This window comes from Psychrosphaera aestuarii (assembly GCF_017948405.1).
In the GTDB taxonomy this organism is placed as follows: domain Bacteria; phylum Pseudomonadota; class Gammaproteobacteria; order Enterobacterales; family Alteromonadaceae; genus Psychrosphaera; species Psychrosphaera aestuarii.
In genome coordinates, this window is record NZ_CP072844.1 from 453,091 (window position 1) to 472,932 (window position 19,842).

At 38.6% G+C, this 19,842-nt stretch carries 15 protein-coding genes; 6 read left to right on the top strand and 9 right to left on the bottom strand.

Translation table 11 applies throughout. The features are described from left to right. Positions 1-18 precede the first annotated feature (18 nt). The gene (prsT, locus tag J9318_RS02135) at positions 19-2,709 is read right to left on the bottom strand and encodes an XrtA/PEP-CTERM system TPR-repeat protein PrsT (protein WP_210560865.1); all 2,691 of its coding nucleotides are present in this window, start codon (positions 2,707-2,709) and stop codon (positions 19-21) included. A gap of 48 nt (positions 2,710-2,757) precedes the next feature. After that, on the bottom strand, positions 2,758-3,969 hold the full coding sequence (locus J9318_RS02140; RefSeq protein ID WP_210560866.1) for a GNAT family N-acetyltransferase: 1,212 nt from the start codon (positions 3,967-3,969) through the stop codon (positions 2,758-2,760). 69 nt (positions 3,970-4,038) lie between these two features. Here J9318_RS02140 and J9318_RS02145 point away from each other — a divergent pair, with 69 nt between their 5' ends. Continuing rightward, positions 4,039-5,178 carry a glycosyltransferase gene (locus tag J9318_RS02145; RefSeq protein ID WP_210560868.1) on the top strand — a complete coding sequence of 380 codons (1,140 nt, stop codon included), beginning with the start codon at positions 4,039-4,041 and terminating at the stop codon, positions 5,176-5,178. Between the two features lie 34 nt (positions 5,179-5,212). Here J9318_RS02145 and J9318_RS02150 read toward each other — a convergent pair whose 3' ends face one another. Genes J9318_RS02150 through wecB form a run of 4 tightly spaced genes read right to left on the bottom strand, consistent with a single transcriptional unit; the run spans position 5,213 to position 9,711 of the window. Beyond that, a complete protein-coding gene (locus J9318_RS02150) occupies positions 5,213-6,256 on the bottom strand; it encodes a FemAB family XrtA/PEP-CTERM system-associated protein (RefSeq protein WP_244731795.1) in 1,044 nt (347 codons plus the stop codon). Between the two features lie 16 nt (positions 6,257-6,272). After that, the gene (locus J9318_RS02155) at positions 6,273-7,319 is read right to left on the bottom strand and encodes a right-handed parallel beta-helix repeat-containing protein (RefSeq protein WP_210560871.1); all 1,047 of its coding nucleotides are present in this window, start codon (positions 7,317-7,319) and stop codon (positions 6,273-6,275) included. 14 nt (positions 7,320-7,333) lie between these two features. Further along, positions 7,334-8,584, bottom strand: a complete 1,251-nt coding sequence (gene wecC / locus J9318_RS02160) for a UDP-N-acetyl-D-mannosamine dehydrogenase (RefSeq protein ID WP_210560873.1) — start codon at positions 8,582-8,584, stop codon at positions 7,334-7,336. Positions 8,585-8,586: 2 nt separating this feature from the next. Next, positions 8,587-9,711, bottom strand: coding sequence for a non-hydrolyzing UDP-N-acetylglucosamine 2-epimerase (gene wecB, locus J9318_RS02165; RefSeq protein ID WP_210560874.1), 1,125 nt, complete (start codon positions 9,709-9,711; stop codon positions 8,587-8,589). 169 nt (positions 9,712-9,880) lie between these two features. Here wecB and J9318_RS02170 point away from each other — a divergent pair, with 169 nt between their 5' ends. Genes J9318_RS02170 through J9318_RS02180 form a run of 3 tightly spaced genes read left to right on the top strand, consistent with a single transcriptional unit; the run spans position 9,881 to position 14,643 of the window. Then, positions 9,881-10,825, top strand: coding sequence for a polysaccharide deacetylase family protein (locus J9318_RS02170; protein ID WP_210560876.1), 945 nt, complete (start codon positions 9,881-9,883; stop codon positions 10,823-10,825). A gap of 6 nt (positions 10,826-10,831) precedes the next feature. Next, complete coding sequence (locus tag J9318_RS02175) at positions 10,832-12,079, top strand: glycosyltransferase (RefSeq protein WP_210560877.1); 1,248 nt, start codon at positions 10,832-10,834, stop codon at positions 12,077-12,079. A gap of 23 nt (positions 12,080-12,102) precedes the next feature. Continuing rightward, positions 12,103-14,643: a PHP domain-containing protein gene (locus tag J9318_RS02180; RefSeq protein ID WP_210560878.1), complete on the top strand. Its 2,541-nt coding sequence runs from the start codon at positions 12,103-12,105 to the stop codon at positions 14,641-14,643. A 35-nt stretch (positions 14,644-14,678) separates the two neighbouring features. Here the strand turns inward: J9318_RS02180 and J9318_RS02185 are convergent, their stop codons facing one another. Continuing rightward, on the bottom strand, positions 14,679-15,647 hold the full coding sequence (locus J9318_RS02185) for a glycosyltransferase family 2 protein (protein WP_244731799.1): 969 nt from the start codon (positions 15,645-15,647) through the stop codon (positions 14,679-14,681). 131 nt (positions 15,648-15,778) lie between these two features. On the opposite strand from J9318_RS02185, the gene J9318_RS02190 reads away from it, so the two are divergent. Together J9318_RS02190 and J9318_RS02195 are read left to right on the top strand one after the other, a co-directional pair. Then, positions 15,779-16,183: a GtrA family protein gene (locus tag J9318_RS02190; RefSeq protein ID WP_210560880.1), complete on the top strand. Its 405-nt coding sequence runs from the start codon at positions 15,779-15,781 to the stop codon at positions 16,181-16,183. Then, on the top strand, positions 16,176-17,675 hold the full coding sequence (locus J9318_RS02195; RefSeq protein WP_210560882.1) for a glucosyltransferase domain-containing protein: 1,500 nt from the start codon (positions 16,176-16,178) through the stop codon (positions 17,673-17,675). The genes J9318_RS02190 and J9318_RS02195 overlap by 8 nt, the downstream gene beginning before the upstream one ends. On the opposite strand, the gene J9318_RS02200 is transcribed toward J9318_RS02195, so the two are convergent. After that, positions 17,672-18,652, bottom strand: a complete 981-nt coding sequence (locus J9318_RS02200; protein ID WP_210560886.1) for an acyltransferase family protein — start codon at positions 18,650-18,652, stop codon at positions 17,672-17,674. The genes J9318_RS02195 and J9318_RS02200 overlap by 4 nt on opposite strands. 12 nt (positions 18,653-18,664) lie before the next feature. After that, a complete protein-coding gene (locus J9318_RS02205; protein ID WP_210560888.1) occupies positions 18,665-19,837 on the bottom strand; it encodes a glycosyltransferase in 1,173 nt (390 codons plus the stop codon). Positions 19,838-19,842: the final 5 nt, after the last annotated feature.

Sequence of the window (19,842 nt, forward strand, 5' to 3'; positions counted from 1 at the left end):
GTTATTTACTATCGCCCATCAGTTCATCTGACTAACGATAAGTTTCTTTTCCAATAAACCAGCATGATCTGGTGCAATGACTAAGCCTTTTTCAATCCACTCTTTTGCATTGTCTTTTTGTTTTAAACTTAAATAAATATTAGCAATAGTATCTATAACCTGGCTATTGTTTGGCGCAATTTCTGCAGCTTTTAATGCAAAGCTTAATGCCTCTTTATGTTTGCCTTGTTCAGTATATAAATAAGCGACATTATTTAATGCGACTAAATTTTTATCGTTTAGAGTAAGTAACTTAGAGTAGTATTTTAACGCTTTTACTTTATCTAAATATATAAAGTGATTTGCCAAAATAAAGGTAGCATTTGCATCATTTGGTTTACTTTCTACATGTTGCTCTAAAAACGTAATACCTTTATCTGTATTCTTGTCTTTTGTGTAAGTAATGTAAATAATCGCTGCAGTGCCATTTGAATCCCATTTCTCGTAGCTTTCCAAAAGAATTGGTAAAGAGTCAGAATAGTTTCCTTTCATTGCGATAATTTGGCCTGTCACTCGAAGGCCCATACCAGAAGTTCGAATGTCGTCTGTCACATTCTCCATCACACTTTCTGCTAGTTTTATTTTGCCTGTGTTAATTGCGTGGTAGGCTTTAAATAATAAAAACAAAGAATTATCAGGGAATAAGGCCAACGCCTTTTCAGCCGTTTCTATAGTCAGTTTATGTAACCCAAGCGTTTCAGTGATTTGCAATTTGTTGGCCCAACTCACCGGTTTATTTGGCGAAGCCTTAATCCAACTATCTGCTACCTCTAAGGCTTGTTTGATATTATTGGTTAAAATCAATAGACGAGTTTTCATTTGCCAAAACTCTGCCGACTTGCTAGTTACCTTATCTAAAACACTTAACGCCTTTTCATACTCTTTTTGTTGTGAATATATCTTGGCTAAAAAGATAGTAAGAGCTTGGTTATTTGCATTCGAAATCGTAGTCTCAATATGCTCAATGACACCGGATAGCTGAGCGTCTTCGGAATTCATTGCTAGCGAGTAATACAATTCTACTGCTGGAAAGTATTGAGGTTGCATAGCTAAAACATTACGAACAATGTTCGTTGCTTTGTTATAGTTACCTGCATCAGCCGCTTTCGAAGCCGCATACATTTGTGCCGCAATATTTGACTTGTCGAGCTCTAAGGCTCTTTCAAGATTAGAGTTTCCTTGCTGCTTATTGCCCATCGCTAATTGAGATATACCCATTAAGCTATAAGCGCTCGCACTCTCTGGTTTATCTTTTAGCCATGCTTGCGCTACATCTAAAGCTTTTTGATACTCACCAGACTGCAAATAAGCTGCCGCTAAATTAGAACGAGTTAAATCAGAATCTGGCGCTAAGGTTACGGCCTCTTCTAAATCCTCTAGTCCACTGATGTCCGATAACGAGAGTTTAAATGTACCTAACTGGCGCTTTAAGTCCGAAGATACGTCTTCCTGCTCTAGTTTTGCCAAAGAACGTTCTAGTAGTTCAATCGCTTCACTGGCACCGGCCTCATTGCCAGCTTTTATAAACTCATAAGTAATTTGCGACAGCAACTCTGGTTCTACAGAACCAGAAATATCTGATAATGCTTGGCTTGCGGCATCGTTATGACCTAATTTAATCTGTGCCAGCAATAACGCGCGCTTTCCAGGATGCGTACCATCTAGCTTCTTAGATAGTTTTTCTAAATGATTTAACGCCTGATTGTAATTATTAAGTTGGTACGCACTTAACCCAGCAACAGTTCGATTTGTATCGTTATCTTCACCAGACTGAATCGCCTTTTCCATATAAAGTTGAGCACTTTCAAAGTTACCCTCTCTAAACAGCGCAACCCCTTTTACTTCATTTGCGTAAGGGTGGTTTGGTACTAGCTTGAGAATGATGTCAGCCTGCTCAAGAGCCTTATTATTTTGGTCTAAACGAAGATAAGAATGCGCCAAGTGAAAGCGAATAAAATTCGCATTTGGCATTAACTCTAAGTGCGTTTTAAAGTCTTTAAGTGCAGCTTCATAATTATTTGATGCGCTGTAGAGATAACCACGAAGCAATATACCATCGGTAAAGTCAGGGTTTTGGGTAATTACGTTATCTAAAATATTAATGGATTCAGAAAAATCATACTGCTTATTCGCTTCATTTTCTTTAAAGGTAATATAAGCGTGAGCAAGAGCAACAAAAGGCGAATTGTCATTACTTTCAACGACACTTTTTAAGATCTCAAGTCCCTCTGGCTGATTTAATTTATCAAAAGCGATACCTCGAAAGGTATTAAACTGGATAGTTTCAAGTTCTGAAAATGTGTTTAAATCAACGTCAACAGTAACGTCAATCTCAGTGATCTGTTGATAATCATTTTGTAAGTACAAAACCCTAACTAAATTGGGAAATACCGCTTGTTCAGGGGCGCCATTTTGCAAAGAAACGTTAAGCTCCTTTTCTGCCGCGTCTAAAAAGCCTCGCTTTAAATACAAATCAGCTAAAATTAATCGAGCGTTAGAGTCATTAGGCGCGTCTTTAATCGCGTTTTTAAACTCAATAATAGCAGCATCATAATCATTGTTCTGCAGAAAGCTTTTGCCTGCAATAATCGACTCTTCCGGTGAGTTTTTCCCGCAGCCAACAAGAGCTAATGCGACAGAAGTGGTGAGAATAGACTTTGATAAGTTCATAATTATTCCATTAAATTATCTACAGACTCTTTATATCATCTGTGGTGATTAATTTCTAACCAAATAAGCCTTAACTTTGCTGAGAGTACTCTCTATGACAAAGCTGGCTTTTTTTCGGCGCAAAGTGTAACAGGCAAATTCGGTTGTTATATCGGACAACTGTTGTTTGTAGCGACTTTGCCCCGCTAAAAAATCGTAATAGTTAAGGTTTTGAAATTGCGCATATTTAACTGACTCTTGATGAAGCAATAAGCCCAATTTTATTCGACTATTATTCTGAGGTTTTAAACAACTTAAATAAAAATATGCAGTAGTAGCATCAATAAATATGTAGTTAACGCCAATAACTTGATTATTTAACCGCGCGACAATACACACCACTTTTTGATCGTTGTTATTTTGCTCACATAATTTTTTATGAAAACGAATAAAAGCGTCATTGCAAAAACCACTTGGGGTTTGCGAAGAAGCCCATTTATCAATATGCCAAGTTTTAGCAAAATTTAAACACTCAAACGCAGCATCGTGGTTAGTAATATACTCAATCTCTAAGTCGCCGAGCTTTGACAATTCCAGTCTTGTTTTATTAATTTGTTTAAACGAAGACTTGGAAAACTTATTTGGGTAATCTTGTATTTTTGAGTCGGTTAATGCGGTTTTAAATCCGAGCTGTTTGCTGTCCAGTTCAAACGTAAATGAATGAGCATGATTTTGGTTAAACAAACTCTGTTTTAATGCATTATAAGAGTTTGACTCAGCGACATTAACGATATATTCATCTACATTTTGCGAACGAGAGTTAGATGTTAACAGCGATTGCCACATAGCCGTTCTAATCTGGTGGCTGGAAATCGCGTCCCCACTGGACAGAAGGAAATCATTGTACTCAATCCAAATCTGATCAAGCTTATCGTTACCAGTGCGATGTAAATGCCATTGTTTTGATGTAACAAAGCCGTGGCGACGAACATGAGTTTCACAGAAAATACCAAAGCCGAGTAGGTCGTCCAAAGCATAGTCGTCCAATGTATAGTCATTCAAAGCATCGTTATTCATCGAAGGCTTATTGACAACGGTGCTGACGGCCCGAACCACATAAACATTGTCAAAATTGGGCAAAATCGACAGCCAACTGCCAATCCAATTCCAAGACAGAAAAAAGCATCCGGCACTTCGTTCAAACAAAGCGATCCATTCTTGCTCTAACTGTTCAAGCGGATATTCCTTAAGTGGAATAACCTTTATCGTAGGATTTAACAATATCGTTACTGAATTTTTGATGAGTCTGGTGTTATAGTAAAGTTAGTCTTTATTGAATGCCATGATTATATGAACAAAGTAGCGATAAATAGTTGTCTTAACAGAAAAAAGGTCGTCCACATCGTACCAAGTTTTGGTTGTGGTGGGCTGGAAAAAGTCGTGGTAAACCTGATCAATAACTCAGAACATTACAATGTTAAACATGTACTTATTTCACTAACGACTGACTTTGAATTAGCAAAGGAAATCGACGTTCCCGTTGAAGTCTATTGTTTAGGTAAGCAACCGGGCAATGACATATTGAGTCATGTTAAATTGTTTCGGTTGCTAAAGCGGATAAAACCAACGGCATTTCATACTTATAACTTCGGCACCATCGAATATCATTTAGTTGCTAAATTAGCTGGTGTGCCAGTTACCGTGCATTGCGATCATGGCCGTGGTGGTGACGATCCAGCGGGAAAAAATAAATTTAACAATCGCTTCAGGCAACTCATTTCAAAATTTATCGACCACTATATTGTGGTGTCGTATGACTTATATCGATGGGTGACGGAAACGTTAAAAATCAGCGAAAGCAAAGTCCAACTTATCTTTAATGGCGTCACAGTTGAAAAATACGTAGCAGAAAATCATGCCTCAGACACGCCCGCGAGTAGCAATCCGCCATTTATGATCACAACGGTTGGCCGATTAGACCCAATTAAAAATCAAAAGTTATTATTGTCGGCGTTTGATTTGGCTAAAAAGACCTACCCTAATTGGGAAAATGTAAAACTTCAGTTGGCAGGCAATGGCCCAATTTACCAAGAACTTGTCGATTTTAAAGATAAGTTAGCCAGTGCTGATGATATCGACTTTTTAGGATTCAGATCTGACATTCCAGACATTCTTAAGGCTACCGACTTATTTGCTTTATCATCAAATTATGAAGCCATGCCAATGACAATACTTGAAGCCATGGCACTAAAGCGACCAGTGATCACAACCAACGTTGGTGGAATCGCCAAATTTATTTCTGAGCAACATGCCTGGTTCGTAGAAAGTAAAAATGTAGAACAATACGCAGAAACATTGAATGAAATTAAGTTAGACCAAACGGCGCGCGAACAAAAAATTGAAACAGCACACCAACTGGTTTACGACAATTACAGCATGGATAAAATGGTCGATGCCTACTTAGGGCTATATCAAATAGAAACAGCGTAAAGTCAGCATCAGTAGTTAGCTGCTATCCCAGCAGTTAAGGAAGGTTTCGCACAATTGGTGGGCCAATCATTTTAGTCACCCACAACGGCAACTTTTGCCAAACCTTAATGGCAAGATCAAACTTAGCGCTACTTGGCGATAGATTTGGTACCTCGCCACCCTCTGGCACCCAATGATACCAATAACATTGCAGCGGCTCTGCGCCCCATTGTTTCTTAAATTTATAAGTACCAGCATCAACGGTAGAACGGCCAAAATCAAATTGTTTAAAATCATTCTCAATGGCGTAACTTAAAATTTGCCAATACAAATACATATTCACAGAAATTCGGTTGGCGTAACGCACTGTGCTTGCCCATGGGATCTCCATACGGTCTTTGTAGTGCATTAAAAAGCCAGTCGATACAGGTTTGCCTTGCCAATACACAACACACAGCAACGAGTTATCTGGAAAGGTCTCTAAAATGGCTTTAAAAAAAGTCTTGCTGTAAACCGGCGTGCCTAAGTCGCGCATGTTCAAACAAAATACTTCGTAAAAGTCTTCCAGTAACTCTACGCCACCAAATTTATGAGACACACCTTCACGTATAGGCCTTTTTATTTGCGAACGACGCTTAGAACCAATTGCTTTGCCTAATAACTCTGGTGTTTCTGGCAAGTCCAAAATCATATTAACTTTTTGCGTCGAAACCGGCATGGTTTTTAATAATGATTCAGCGCTTTCTATGGCGCGAAATTGAATATGACTTACTTTGTTTTGTTGCGCTGCTTCAATCGCTGCAGAAATAAGTTGGTTCTCAACCGCTACTGAGTCAGCCAATACAGAGCCATAATTAAAATAAGGCATCGAAACCATATAATTGCCAAACAACCAGCTGTCTAAATTGATAATTGGCAAAACTCCGACAATGGTATCGTCGGTATTTTTAGCAATAAAATAGTATGCTTTTTGGCCAAATGAAGCTTCTATCAGACTTAACCAATCGCTTTTATGATAAAGACTAGAAAGAGGGTGATCACTTACATACTTATCCCAAGCTGCAAACTCATCAGGTGGTAAAATTGAAACAGAAATCAAAGCATTTTCCATAATGTTAAATGTTTTTTGGAGTACCGGCGATACGCACAAAATCCATGATCTTTTCGCGCTCAGAAATGCTCGGTAAAAATGGGTAGGCTTCTAGCTTGGCATCTTCTCGGCTCATATACCACTCGTTGCCAGGCACCATTTGCGGCACATGGTTCAAATCGCCAATAAACATATTACCGCGATTAATAAACTCATCGTCTAACTGTTTTGAAATGAGCACATTTGGCCGAGTGCGATCAAAAAAGATTAAGTTATTACGCAATTCGATACGGTTAACGGCAAACTGTCTAGCTTTCTTTTCTAGTCCGTAGGCAATGAGTTGGCTGTTTGATGAGTTATCGCCTTGTTGCAAAATACTATCACGAACAATTAATTCGCCGTATTCCGCCATGTCGATTAAACGACTATCAACACCGTCTAAAGAAGCCAATAGGCTATTTTCAACAATTACCCGTTTAGAACGCGATTTAATGCCAGACCCCTCACTTTTAGTACTTAATATTTGGCTGTAGCGAACCTTAAGCTCATCGGCAATGATATACATTCCGTGTGAATAACCATTGCGATTACCAATGCGTTCAAACTTAGAAAACTCGATATGTACAAAGCCTTTTACGCGACTTGTTTTTACACCCGATTGACTGTCATGTACATACAAGTCTCGGATGGTTATGTTTTCGCCTTCAAATCGAATGCAAGCGCCATTGCCATCAGGCACCGCTATATTTTTGCATTCAATGGACTCAACCACCACGTTTTTACCCGTTAATACTAACGCAGCTTTACCATCAGCGGAGGCACCATCAAAAACAACGCCCGGCTCACCTAAAATAGAAATATCATTTTTAGTGATGTATACACCGTCTTTATAGACGCCTTTTTCTAAATAAACGGTGCTGCCATCTTGAATTGCCGCCACCGCACTTTTTAACGAGTCAAAAGGCATACCATCAACGATAACTTTTTCTGCATGCAAAACAGAGCTAAAACACAGCGCAATAAATAAAATTAGGCTTTGGCCAAATCCATTGTTGTGCTTCGTCTTTTGCATCAGGTTATCCTTGTTTATAATAAGCCGCGAGTATCAATCACGACTTTTTTCGCAAACGCATTTTTATCCGCTGCTTTAAACTCTTTGTGATCAACCAATATCACCACAACGTTAGCTTTGTCTAAAGCCGACGCTAAGTTTGCAAACTCGATACCTTGGCTAGCTAAATTATCTGGCAGTGCTTTAATATTTGGTTCTACCGCAATCAACTCACCAACGCTGGCGTTCGCAAGTTCTTGAACAATTTGCACAGCTGGACTTTCGCGTAAGTCGTCAATATCAGCTTTAAATGCTAAGCCTAAACACGCAATAACAGGGCGTTTAAATTGATCCGCCGCTTCTTTTATCTGTGACACTACATAATGCGGTTTAGCATCATTGGTTAAGCGCGCTTGTTTAATTAGCTTAGCCTGTTCTGGGCAACTATCGACAATAAACCAAGGGTCAACAGCAATACAATGACCGCCAACACCAGGACCTGGATTCAAAATATTCACTCGAGGGTGACGGTTCGCCAGTTTAATTAATTCCCATACGTTAATATGAAGCTGGTCACAAATGGTTGATAGCTCATTGGCAAAGGCAATATTTACATCACGGAATGAGTTTTCAGTTAGTTTAGCCATCTCAGCGGTTCGGGCATTGGTAACAATACATTCACCACGAACAAAGGTTTTATAAAGCTCAACGGCTGCTGCACTACAAGCTGGCGAGATACCGCCAATAACGCGATCATTTGATACTAATTCTTGCAATACATAACCCGGTAATACGCGCTCTGGGCAGTGAGCCACTTTAATGTCGGCTTGTTCACCAGCATCTTGTGGGAAGGTTAAGTCAGGGCGGGCTTCTTTTAACCAGCCCGCTAATTTTTCTGTAGCGCCAACAGGAGACGTTGACTCTAAAATAACTAAATTGCCTGCCTCAATAACAGGCGCAATCGCTTTTGCTGCAGACTCAATATAACTTAAGTCAGGCGAGTGAGAATCGTCGTTGCCATGTTTAAACGGCGTTGGCACCGCAATCATAAAGGCATCGGCTTTTTCAACTTGAGTCGTAGCACGTAAAAAACCAGTAGACACTACACTTTTAACAACAATATCTAAGTCCGGTTCAACAATGTGAATATTACCGGCGTTAATGGTATCTACTGCGTGTTGGTTAATCTCTACACCAACCACTTTAACACCCCTAGAGGCAATAACCGCTGCTGTTGGCAAGCCAATATAACCTAAACCAATTACCGAAACTGTTTCAAAAGTCATGTTTATAATTCCTCAACTAACGTTTGCACAATGCGTTGACATGCGAGTCCATCGCCATACGGATTATGCGCTTGTGACATGGTGTTATAGTGCTGCTCATCATCTAGGAGCAGTAGGGTTTGTTCTACAATGTTTTGCTTGTTGGTGCCTACTAATATAACGGTGCCGGCATCTACTGCCTCTGGACGTTCTGTAGTGTCACGCATAACTAATACCGGCTTGCCTAATGACGGCGCTTCTTCTTGTACGCCACCAGAATCGGTAATAATTAAATAACTCTGGTTCATTAGGTATACAAACGGTAAGTAGTCTTGAGGTTCAATTAAAAACACATTGTCTAACCCCGACAATAACCGATTTACCGGCTCCCGTACGTTAGGATTCATGTGCATAGGGTAAACAATTTGTACGTCTGGGCGTTGTTTCGCTATGTTCGCTAACGCCTGGCAAATACGTTCAAAACCATCACCAAAACTTTCACGACGGTGGCCTGTGACTAAAACGAGTTTTTTGGTGGGGTCAATAAAATCAAACTGCTGTGAAAACTGAGTAGCCAGAGAAGTATCACTATCAAGCTTTTGTTTTACCCATAACAAGGCATCAATAACCGTGTTACCCGTCACCGAAATGCTACTGGCGGTTACATTTTCTTTAAGTAAGTTATTTTGTGACGATTTAGTTGGCGCAAAATGAAATTGTGTGATGGCGCCCGTTAGCTTACGGTTTGCCTCTTCCGGCCACGGTGAATAAATATTGCCGGTTCTAAGGCCTGCTTCAACATGACCTACTTTAACTTGTTGGTAAAACGCCGCCAAAGCTGCGGAAAACGTCGTTGATGTGTCGCCATGCACCAATACAATATCAGGTTTAAATTCAGCAATAACCGACTTAATGCCCGCTAATATGTTGCTAGTAACATCGTATAAGTCTTGGCCTGGCTTCATAATGTTTAAGTCGTAGTCAGGTGTAATTTCAAATAACTGCAGTACCTGATCCAACATTTCTCGGTGTTGGGCGGTGACGCAAACTCGCGAATCAATATGTTCTGACTCGGCTAGTTTATGAACCAAAGGTGCCATTTTTATTGCTTCAGGGCGTGTACCAAATACCGTTAATACCTTTTTCATTTACGTTGCCTATTTAAATTTCCGTAGCCTGCATTTAGATTGTTATTCTGCCACTAGCGCCACAATAAATATAGTCATTATGTATCGCTATCGCACATTAGGTTATTCACAAAGAAAACAACTCCGTGTACTCTTGTTAATCGCGCTGATAAGTAAGGATACAAAAGAAATGTTACATTTTGGTTTAAGCCTATTGGCCTGCATAAATAGAATAAAACATAAAGAACATCCACTAGCGGTATTGTACTTTCATCGCGTTCTTAACGAACCGTCATTATTTTGCCCCGACGACATTACCTCTGCTAATTTTGAAGTGTTGCTCACCAAGCTAAATAAATACTTTAAGATATTTTCCTTAAGCCAAGCGCTGGCATTGATTGAGCAAGGTAAGTTGCCTCCAAAGGCATTAGTGCTAAGCTTTGACGATGGATATGCCGATAACTTTGATAACGCACTGCCAGTTTTTGAGAAGCTCGGCATAAAGGGTAGCTTTTTTATTGCCACAAAAGGTACTGAACAAGGTTACTTGTGGAATGATGAATTGGCCGAGTCGTTAAAAAATACCATGGCAACGCAGTTTGGTATGTTCGATCAGTCATTTGTGCTTAATACCGAACAAGAAAAAGCTAACGCATACTTATACTTAGTAAATAAAATTAAGTTTTTAGCAAATCAAGAACGTGATGAAGCACTTAACGCCATTTACAAAAAGATAGGTCGTTTTGAGCCGGATAGGTGCATGATGACTGCACAACAATTAAATGAACTAGCCAAACTGGGCCACGATGTTGGCGCGCATACGCACTCTCATAGTATTCTTGCGATGCAGAAGCCTGAAGTAGCAAAACAAGAAATGGCTAAGTCGGTGGAGTATTTAACTGATATTTTGGGTGAAGCACCGCCGCTATTTGCATACCCAAATGGTTGGTTTGGCCGAGACTTTACCTCGGAGCATCAACACATGCTAAATGAACTTGGCATTCAATATGGTGTAGCAACAAATGATGGTGGTATTACGTCTAAAACTAGTTTGACGGCTTTGCCACGATTTATGCCACATCGAAAAGAGTTTAATCAGTTTTGTTTATCAATATTAAAAATAGCCGGAGAGTAACAGCCCGTGAGCGCCACTAAAACCGTTCTGATGATAGCCTTTGAGTTTCCACCAAGCAATGGCGCGTCGGTTCCACGCATCGAGAGTTTTTATCGATACCTAAAACAGTGGGGCTGGGAAGTTATTGTATTAACGGCAGACCCGAGCGCATATTCAAAAGTGGATGCAACTTATCAAGACGGGCCAGACGATAAAATTTACCGAACTCGAGCACTCGATGTGCAGCGCGACTTGTCGTACAAAGGTAAGTACTTTTCAATTATGGAAACACCTGATCGCTGGGGCCTTACATGGATACCTTCGTCGGTTAGAGTGGGCGCAAAGTTAATTAAAAAATACAAGCCCGACGTTATTTGGTCTTCAGCACCAACGCCAAGCACACACTACATAGCCAATAAATTATCAAAACAAACTGGCTTGCCTTGGGTAGCCGATTATCGTGACCCTTGTCATTACATGAATGGTAGCGCAGGGCGATGGTTAGACTTCATACATAAAAAAATTGACCGCCAAGTGATGCGAAACTCAGCACACCTTACCTACGCAACAGCCGCAGTGCGCGATTTATACCAGGCTAAGTATGGCGCTTTAGTTGAAAGTAAAAACACCGTAATTGAAAACGGTTTTGACGAAGCAAACTTTGAACGCCTCGCCGCATTAAGTTCGGTGGAGCGAGCGAATACGCCCTTTGATTCAAAAAAATTCTCAATGTATTACAGTGGTGTTTTATATGCACATGGTCGCGATCCGGTACCCATTTTTGAAGCCATAGCCATGTTAAACAACGACGGTTTAGTGAATGCGGAAAACTTTGAATTAATATTTCAAGGGGCTGGCAATGGCGAAGAGTTTAGCGATGCACTAACCACATTAGGCATTACTGACTTAGTTCAGTTTATTGAACCTGTGCCCTTTATTAACGCATTAAATAACATGACACGAGCCGATGCATTAGTGCTTATTCAAGACGCCCGATTTAACAAACAAATTCCGGGCAAAGTATACGAATACCTGCGAACGCAACGTCCTATGTTAGTAAAAGCGGATTCACAAGGTGCAACTTATAAGTTAGCCTCATCATTTGATGGCGTGGAAACAGGCATGGCAGCAGAAGAGTTGGTATTAGGAATTACAAAGCTAATTGGCAGTAAAAATGAGCAGGGTCAGGTTACTGTATATCAAAGAGATCTAACAGCCTATAACCGTGAGCAAAAGGCAAGGCAGTTAGAGCAGATATTAACGTCTATTAAATAAACGCAATCGATAGAATTTTGATCATGAATAATGTAAAAGCAGTACTTTTAAAAGTACTAGTTAAGTTTGTTAAATTCAGCAGTGGCTCTTTTATTATACTTTTGATGGGTGCTTTTTTATTATTACAATCCTCTTCCTTGATTGAAGATAAGGCCCAACTTAGTTCCGAAGAACTTAATCAGGCAAAGAACGCCTTTAAAACTCTATCTGAACAGCTTAGTTCGAATTCATCTTCATTTAACATTAGCTTAACATCGATAGAGTTAAACTCCACCGCAAAAATGATTAATCACCTTTGGCCTCATACCGTCGCTCATATTGCGACATCAGAATATGGAATGCTCCTTTCAACCTCATCTAGAGTGAATTTACTCGGGGAGTTTTATTTAAATACGAGGTGTATTGTTACAAATTCGTTAACCGGAACAGTTGAGTTTGACCAGTGTTATGTTGGCTCCCTTCCAGTCAACAGTTGGTTGGTAAAGTTAATTATGTATCAATCATTAAAAGTGATAGTGGGGAGTGAATTTGTTAGAACATTCGATATTGCGTTAAGTAATATAGTTTTTAGTGAGGCTGGAATTACAACACATGGTGAGAAATCACGGTATTTAAAAGAAAACATAAACGCTTCGCTATATAAGTTTAAAGAAGTTGCCAAGTCATATTCACAAACATCAGATATAGATAAATCATTGATCCAACTATATATCAATGAATTGAGCGTGATTAATTCTAATCAATTTCATGATTACTTAATGGTACTATTTAAATTAGCAGCTGAACGCTCAATTGATAACGATCCAGTAAAGGAAAATAGTGCCGCTATTTGGGCTTTAGGCGCAAAGTTTGGTAGTCATCACTTCTCTAGTATCTGGGAGATAGAAATACCAAGAAATGCAGATAAACCTTTTCCTCAGCTGAGAGGTAGAGAAGATCTTACAAAGCACTTCGTTTATTCGGCAGTTCTTCAGCTCATAGGCGACTCTAGCTTAAGCTTCTCGATAGGTGAGACTAAAGAGCTACTTGACTCTTTGTCAGGTGGCTCTGGTTATAGTTTTGCCGACTTAGCGGCGGATATCGCAGGACTTCAATTTGCAGAATTTGTAACTTCAAATGAACGCAACGCTCTATCTGTTCAGGGATTGTTGAGTAATGTAGATAATGAAGATGTTTTTTTTCCTTTTGTACATGACTTTCCTGAAGGGTTGAATGAAGCGACTTTTAAAAGACTTCTTAGCTCAAAATATTCTGGCCAGTATTTAGAAATTAGAAACGAAATATCCGCTAGGATAGACAATCTGAAACTTTATAATTCAGGTTTAGGCAAAGATATGCAAAGCCTCCAAGAGACATGGTCTGAACCTAACCAATATGGATTAGATTTCTATCATAAAGTTGATACTCACATTCATACAAAGTATTCAGACGGTGGTTATACCGTTAAGCAAATTGCCGATAAAGCCGCTCAATTTGGTTGTGAGGCTGTTGCAATTACAGACCATTCAGACTTGGATTTGAAAAGGGTTTTATCAATTGAGTTTTTTGAAGACTTAAAATATGCCCAACAAAGTCATCCGTATTTAACGATTATCCCTGGACTCGAATGGAATATACCACCGCTAAATGGCAGGGAGCATGTGACAGTATTACTGCCGGAGTCGAGCTATCTGCAAGATAACCTCATAAACTTCAGGAAGCAATTTGATCACTTTAATCGCTATGAAGCTCAGCTATTGTCGCCAATAACAGGGTTAAATTGGTTAAACCAATTATCAAATCGTGAAAATGGAGCGAAACCAGTACTAATATACAACCACCCCAATAGGAAAGATTTTCAAACTACAGAAAATGCGCATGACTTTGCATATTGGCGAAAACACTCTAACTTGGTTGTGGGTTTTTCAGGAGCTCCGGGCCACCAAAAAATGAAAAACGATAAAAATGGATCCTATGAAAATAGTCTTAAAACTATCAATGGTTGGGACCCTAGCGTGGCGAGAACTGGAGGTGAGTGGGATAAATTATTGCAAAAGGGCTATAAAGTGTGGGCCGCGAGAGCCGCCTCTGATTTTCATAATACCGATATGGATTATTGGCCTTGTGAGTTTTCCTCAACCCATGTTAAGTCTCGCTCAAATAGTCACAATGATATTCTTACAGGCTTAAGAAGGGGAAACATTTGGGCTCAACATGGTAGCTTTGTAAAAAAACTGAGCTTTACAGCCACAGTACAAAACCAAGTTGCACAAATAGGTGAAGAAGTTGTAGCTGAGTTTGGTGAAGAAGTATTAGTTGAGCTCAACGTCAATTTGGCGGATCTTGATTGGCAAGGAAATGAGCCTCAACTTAATCAGGTTGAATTAGTAATAATTACTGAAGATGAAATTAAATCAAAAACCTTTGATTTGAACCACAAAACAGACAAACAAATAAAATTGCAACATCGTATGACATTGGCATCGGATAAACTAATATTTAGGTGGCGAGGTACAAATAAGCAAATAGGTCAGGCTGATTACCTTTTTTATACAAACCCAATCAAAATAAAGAAGCGGCTATAAACAGCTTCTTATGACTATTAACAAGACAAACAGCCTTATTGTTCGTTGCTTTTCTCCGAAGATTCAAAGTTATCAGTATCTTGAACAAGGTATAGAGGCCTTTGTTTAACTTCGATAAAAATTCTAGCTAAATACTCCCCAATAATGCCTAGGCACATAAGAATGAGGCCACCGATAAATAGTGTTACCACCATTAAGGATGCGTAACCTGGAGTGTCAATCCCAAAAATAAGGGTTTTGAAAATCAAATATATACCGTAAATAAACGTGAACATTGAAATAGCGCCACCAACATAGGACCAGATCTTAAGTGGTAACGAAGTAAACGAAATAATACCTTCTAAGGCCAATCTGTATAATTGAACGTAATTCCATTTTGTTGTACCTGCAACACGTTCAGGTCTCGTGTATTCAATAGTAACTTGCTTAAAACCCAATGACGCAAAAAGTCCTTTCATGAAACGGGTTCTTTCTCTATACGTTTTTAGAGCATCAACTACTTTTCTATCAAGTAATCGAAAATCACCAACGTTATTTGGAATTGATATATCTGAAATTTTATCGATAAGGCGATAGAACAGGCTTGACGTTATTCTCTTTACTTGTGAATCCGACTTCCGGTCTACTCTTTTAGCTAATACCATGTCCGCACCACGTTGCCATTCTGTAATCATTTCCCCTATTAACTCAGGAGGATCTTGAAGGTCACAATCGATAGGAATGGCAGCGTCGCCTGTACAGTAATCCAAGCCAGCAGTTAACGCTGTTTCTTTTCCATAATTTCTTGAAAGGTTGACAACTTTTATTCTGAAATCAGATTGAGCGGCGAGTTTTAATTTATCTATGGTGGAGTCTGAACTTCCGTCGTTAATACAAACAATTTCATACTCAGCGTCAAGTGTTGAAAACTCTTTTCGTATAGCATCAAAAAAGATATCTACCACTTCTTCTTCGTTAAACATGGGAGCAACTAGCGAAATAGTGGGGTGTTTTAGAGTTTTCAATTTACAGATCCATTTGTCATTATTAATTATTATAAATAGTGATGTTAATTATTAACTATTTTTTATTTAAGTTACCAGTGTAGACTACTACAGACATCAAAAATTAATAAGAAATAAAACGAAAGCTAAATATGAAATACGTAATTTTAAAAAGAATTTCTAAGTTTTTTAGCATAGGATTGCTTGCAACCTTTATACATATAAGTGTGTACAGTTGTGCACTTTCCTTTGAGTTAGCCTCGGCCCAAAAAGCAAATTTTGTTGGATTTGTAATAGCGTTCATATTTTCGTTTGTGGGGCAGACTTTTATTACGTTCGAATTGAAAAAAAGTGAATTTACTGCAACTGTTTTTATTAAGTTTTGTAGCATTGCTATATTAGGATATTTAATTAATGCGTTTTGGGTGTATTGTATTAAAGAAGTACTGTCACTTAATCCGCAGTGGGCTGTTGTAGCAATAGCTGTTTTAACACCTGCAGTGACTTTTTTATTCTTATCAAAATGGGTGTACAAGGAAGCAACCGTAAATGACTAATTTCAAATCTGAATTTATTGAAGAAGTTAAATACTTTAGGATTGATACTGCAAATATCAATAGTTTGCTACTCGTACTAGCAATTTTTTTATTATGGGGACTGCCTGTTATTACGGGTAATATCTATCATCAGGATGACATATACAGGGCTGTCACTGGAAATTACGATTGGTATGGATTAGGTCGACCCGCTGCGCAAGAGGCTTCTAGAGTGCTGTCAGGTAGTGGATTTGTACTACTGGACGTAGCACCTTTGACTCAAATCGTTTCACTTGTATTGTTGGCCTACGCGTCACTGCAATTATCAAAGTTTATACATCGAGAGTATGACCAAAAAATACTTCTGACGGCAACCGTACTTTTTTTAAATCCTTATTTTTTATATAACTTATATTATCGATTTGATGCCATAGGTATGGCTCTTGCGGTATTTTTAGTCACGGCGTCTTTTACAATTTTTCCTCAAAGTAGATTTAAAGTATTGTTTTCTATTGGTCTTCTTTTTGGTGCACTGTCAAGTTATCAGCCTGTTGTAAACATGTTTATTGCACTCGTTGGGCTAGAAGTCGTTTTACTCTTAAACTCGGAAAAAAAGAAACAAGTTTACAAAGTGCTAGCTTTACGTGCGTTTACATTTGTAGGTGCTTACGTTTCTTATTTTCTAACCATAGGTTTGGTCGTTGGAAGTAGAACAGAACGTTCTTCAATTGTGCCACTAAATCAGGAAGGCTTTGTTAAGGCCTGGAATAATATAGAAAACTTTGTTTTATATGCAGCAAAGCTTTATAGCATGCCAGCATTTTTAGTTGGGTTATTGTTGGTGACTCTTGTTGGTTTCGCGTTAACATGGCGGTCTATCCCTAAAAGTGCCAACACACTTATCGTTGTTGGTATAACACTTTTAATCATTACCATGTCGATGTTTGGTCCATTATTTATACTTAATGGTACCTTAGTTCATTTTAGAACACAGCCTTCCACTATGGCATTATTTGCACTAATTTTGGTTGCATTTGTATGCTATCGCAGTAGTTTAGACAAACTTGCCTTAATTCCCATTTTGATAGTTACATCAATTAGTTACCAAATAGGAAGTGCTTATAATGCTCAATATAAATATGATCAAGCGCTAATAGATAATATTGCTCATGAAGTTTCAAAATTGCCACAAAATTTTGAGCAAGTAATTGTTACTGGAAAAAGTGAGACAGCGTTATTTGCTATAAATGCGATGTCCGAAAACGTATTAATTCCGAGCTTTGTTATACCAGCAACAAGTTGGCAATTAGACGGCAGGTTAATGGCTGCAGGAATAGATAAAATTACCTTTCTTTGGGGAGGAGACAAACGAAAACTTGTCAAAGAATTTAAAGCTGAGCGGTGTAGTTCTGCACAGCTTATATTGAGGTCAAAACACTTCAACATCTATGAATCTGCTAATAAAGTTATTCATGTTTCCGTCGGAAAAACTAAAGAAGCGTTCTGTGATTAGCTCTTCCAGTTTTGTCGGATATATTTTAAAGCTGGCTTTTCAACATAAATCATAATGTTATGAGCTAATAGCAAGGAAACAATCAGCGCAGCAGAAATACTAAGCTGTGGCGGTATACCATGTTGATAGCCGTAATTTATAATAACGTAGCCAATACTTTGATGAACTAGATAAAGAGAATAAGAAATAGCGCCCAAATAGGTAAGAAAGTTAATTCTAAAAATCGGAAGGCGTCCTTTAATTATGGCGAAAAACATAAGGAAAAAGCCTGATAGACCAATTGCAGTTTGGATGGAGTTTTTTATATATAAAGAAATCACGCATAGTACGAGTAATGCAACAGTTTTTTTAGTGTAACTGGATTGCATGATTTTAAAAAAAACAATTCCTGCTGCAAAAAACTCAATGTAATCAATTATAAAAAGTTTTTTTAAAGCGTTGTGAATAGGTAAGTCGAATAGGGCAATTAACGCTGCAATAATAACCCAAGGAATAAAAATATTTTCAATTTTAGAAAGGTAGTTCAGTTTAAAAATAGCAACCATCCAGACATAAAATGCCATTTCTAATGTTAAGGTCCAATATGCTCCATCAACATGCTGAAATCTAAAGTACTCGTGTATCATGGTTAAGTTGGCTAAGAAAGTTGTAAAGTTTAGCTGTAAAAACTCTACATTGCTTAAAGATGTAACAATGAAGGTAATAATAACCGCACACCAAAATGTGGGGTAAAGCCTTGAAAATCTAGAAACAACAAACTCTCTAACATTAGAAACTCTTCCAATACTCCAGAAAATAACGAAACCACTGATAATGAAGAATAGCTGTACACCGTAAAAACCATAGCTAAACAGTTCGCTAACGTAAAAATCATGACCAAACAAGCGGTTATAATGATACAAATAGTGATAAATAACGACCGCCATTGCGGCGATTCCTCTAAGTCCATCTAACTCTTTTAGCCTACTAGTATTCATTATTAACTCCGTTTATAAAACTTGCTTAGCACACCAATCCCAGGTGTATTTGTTTAAGTTAGCAGCTTGAGTGACTCGGTCTGTTTCTGTGAGCAGCAGGTCGCTTAAGTCTTTAGTAATTGCATCAATGTCGTCTACTTTAACTACGGTACCTAGATTGGGTTCGCTAGTCATAATCTCAGGTACGCTACCAACATTAGTAGCTACGGCAGGACAACCGCTGGCTAATGCTTCGGTTAATACATTAGGGCTACCTTCACCTCGGCTAGATAAACAAAATACATCGGCGGCGTTATACCAGGTAATAAGTTCATTATTTGGAACCGCACCCATAAAATGAACATGGTCTTTAAGGCCTAGGGAAGTTACTAATGCTTTTAGCTCTTTACGGTAATCACCTTCGGCTCCTTCTGAGCCTAAAATATAAAAGTGTGTGTTGTTTAGTCCTAGTTGTAGAATGATCTTTTTAAGGGCTTTAATAACAACGTCAAAGCCTTTGCGGTGAATAAGTGCACCTACGCCTAAAATGATCTTTTGATCTTGCGGTAAGTTTAGCTTGGCTCGACATTCAGCTTGATCGATATGATAAAACGCATCGGTATCGACACCATTTCTAACCACTGTAGTTTTTGAACGAGTATTGGCAATTTTATCTGCCGTGTCGGCCATTTCTTCGCTCAACGAAATAATGCTATCAACTTTACTAAGATAATGAGCAACCAAAGTTTCTCTTACATCACCGTCTTGCTGGTGGAAGGCTTCCATACCACGTAACGTAACTCTATAAGGTACTTTGTAGTAGTTGCTAAGGTAATCACCTGTTGGTAAGTCTGGAAAGGTCCAGTGAAGATCCACTAAATCAAACTCAAAACCAATTTGTTTAATAACATTCTTTACTGCTTGTTTATACGTTATTACTTCTAAACCTTTAAAGTGGCCAGGAATAGAAAAGAACCGTGGATGATAAATTGTAATGCCATCTCGTTCGGTTTTAAATGGAATATTGGCTAAGTGTTTAAACTTATGTATAAAGCCATGAACTGGAGACCACGGAATAGGGTTAATCACAGTGACATTGGCATATTTACTCATTGCTTTTAAACGATTAAAAACAAAGATCCCATGATTTGGACGCTCAACGTTTGGGAATAAGTAGCTAATGGCGAGAATGTTTTTATAGGCCATATTAA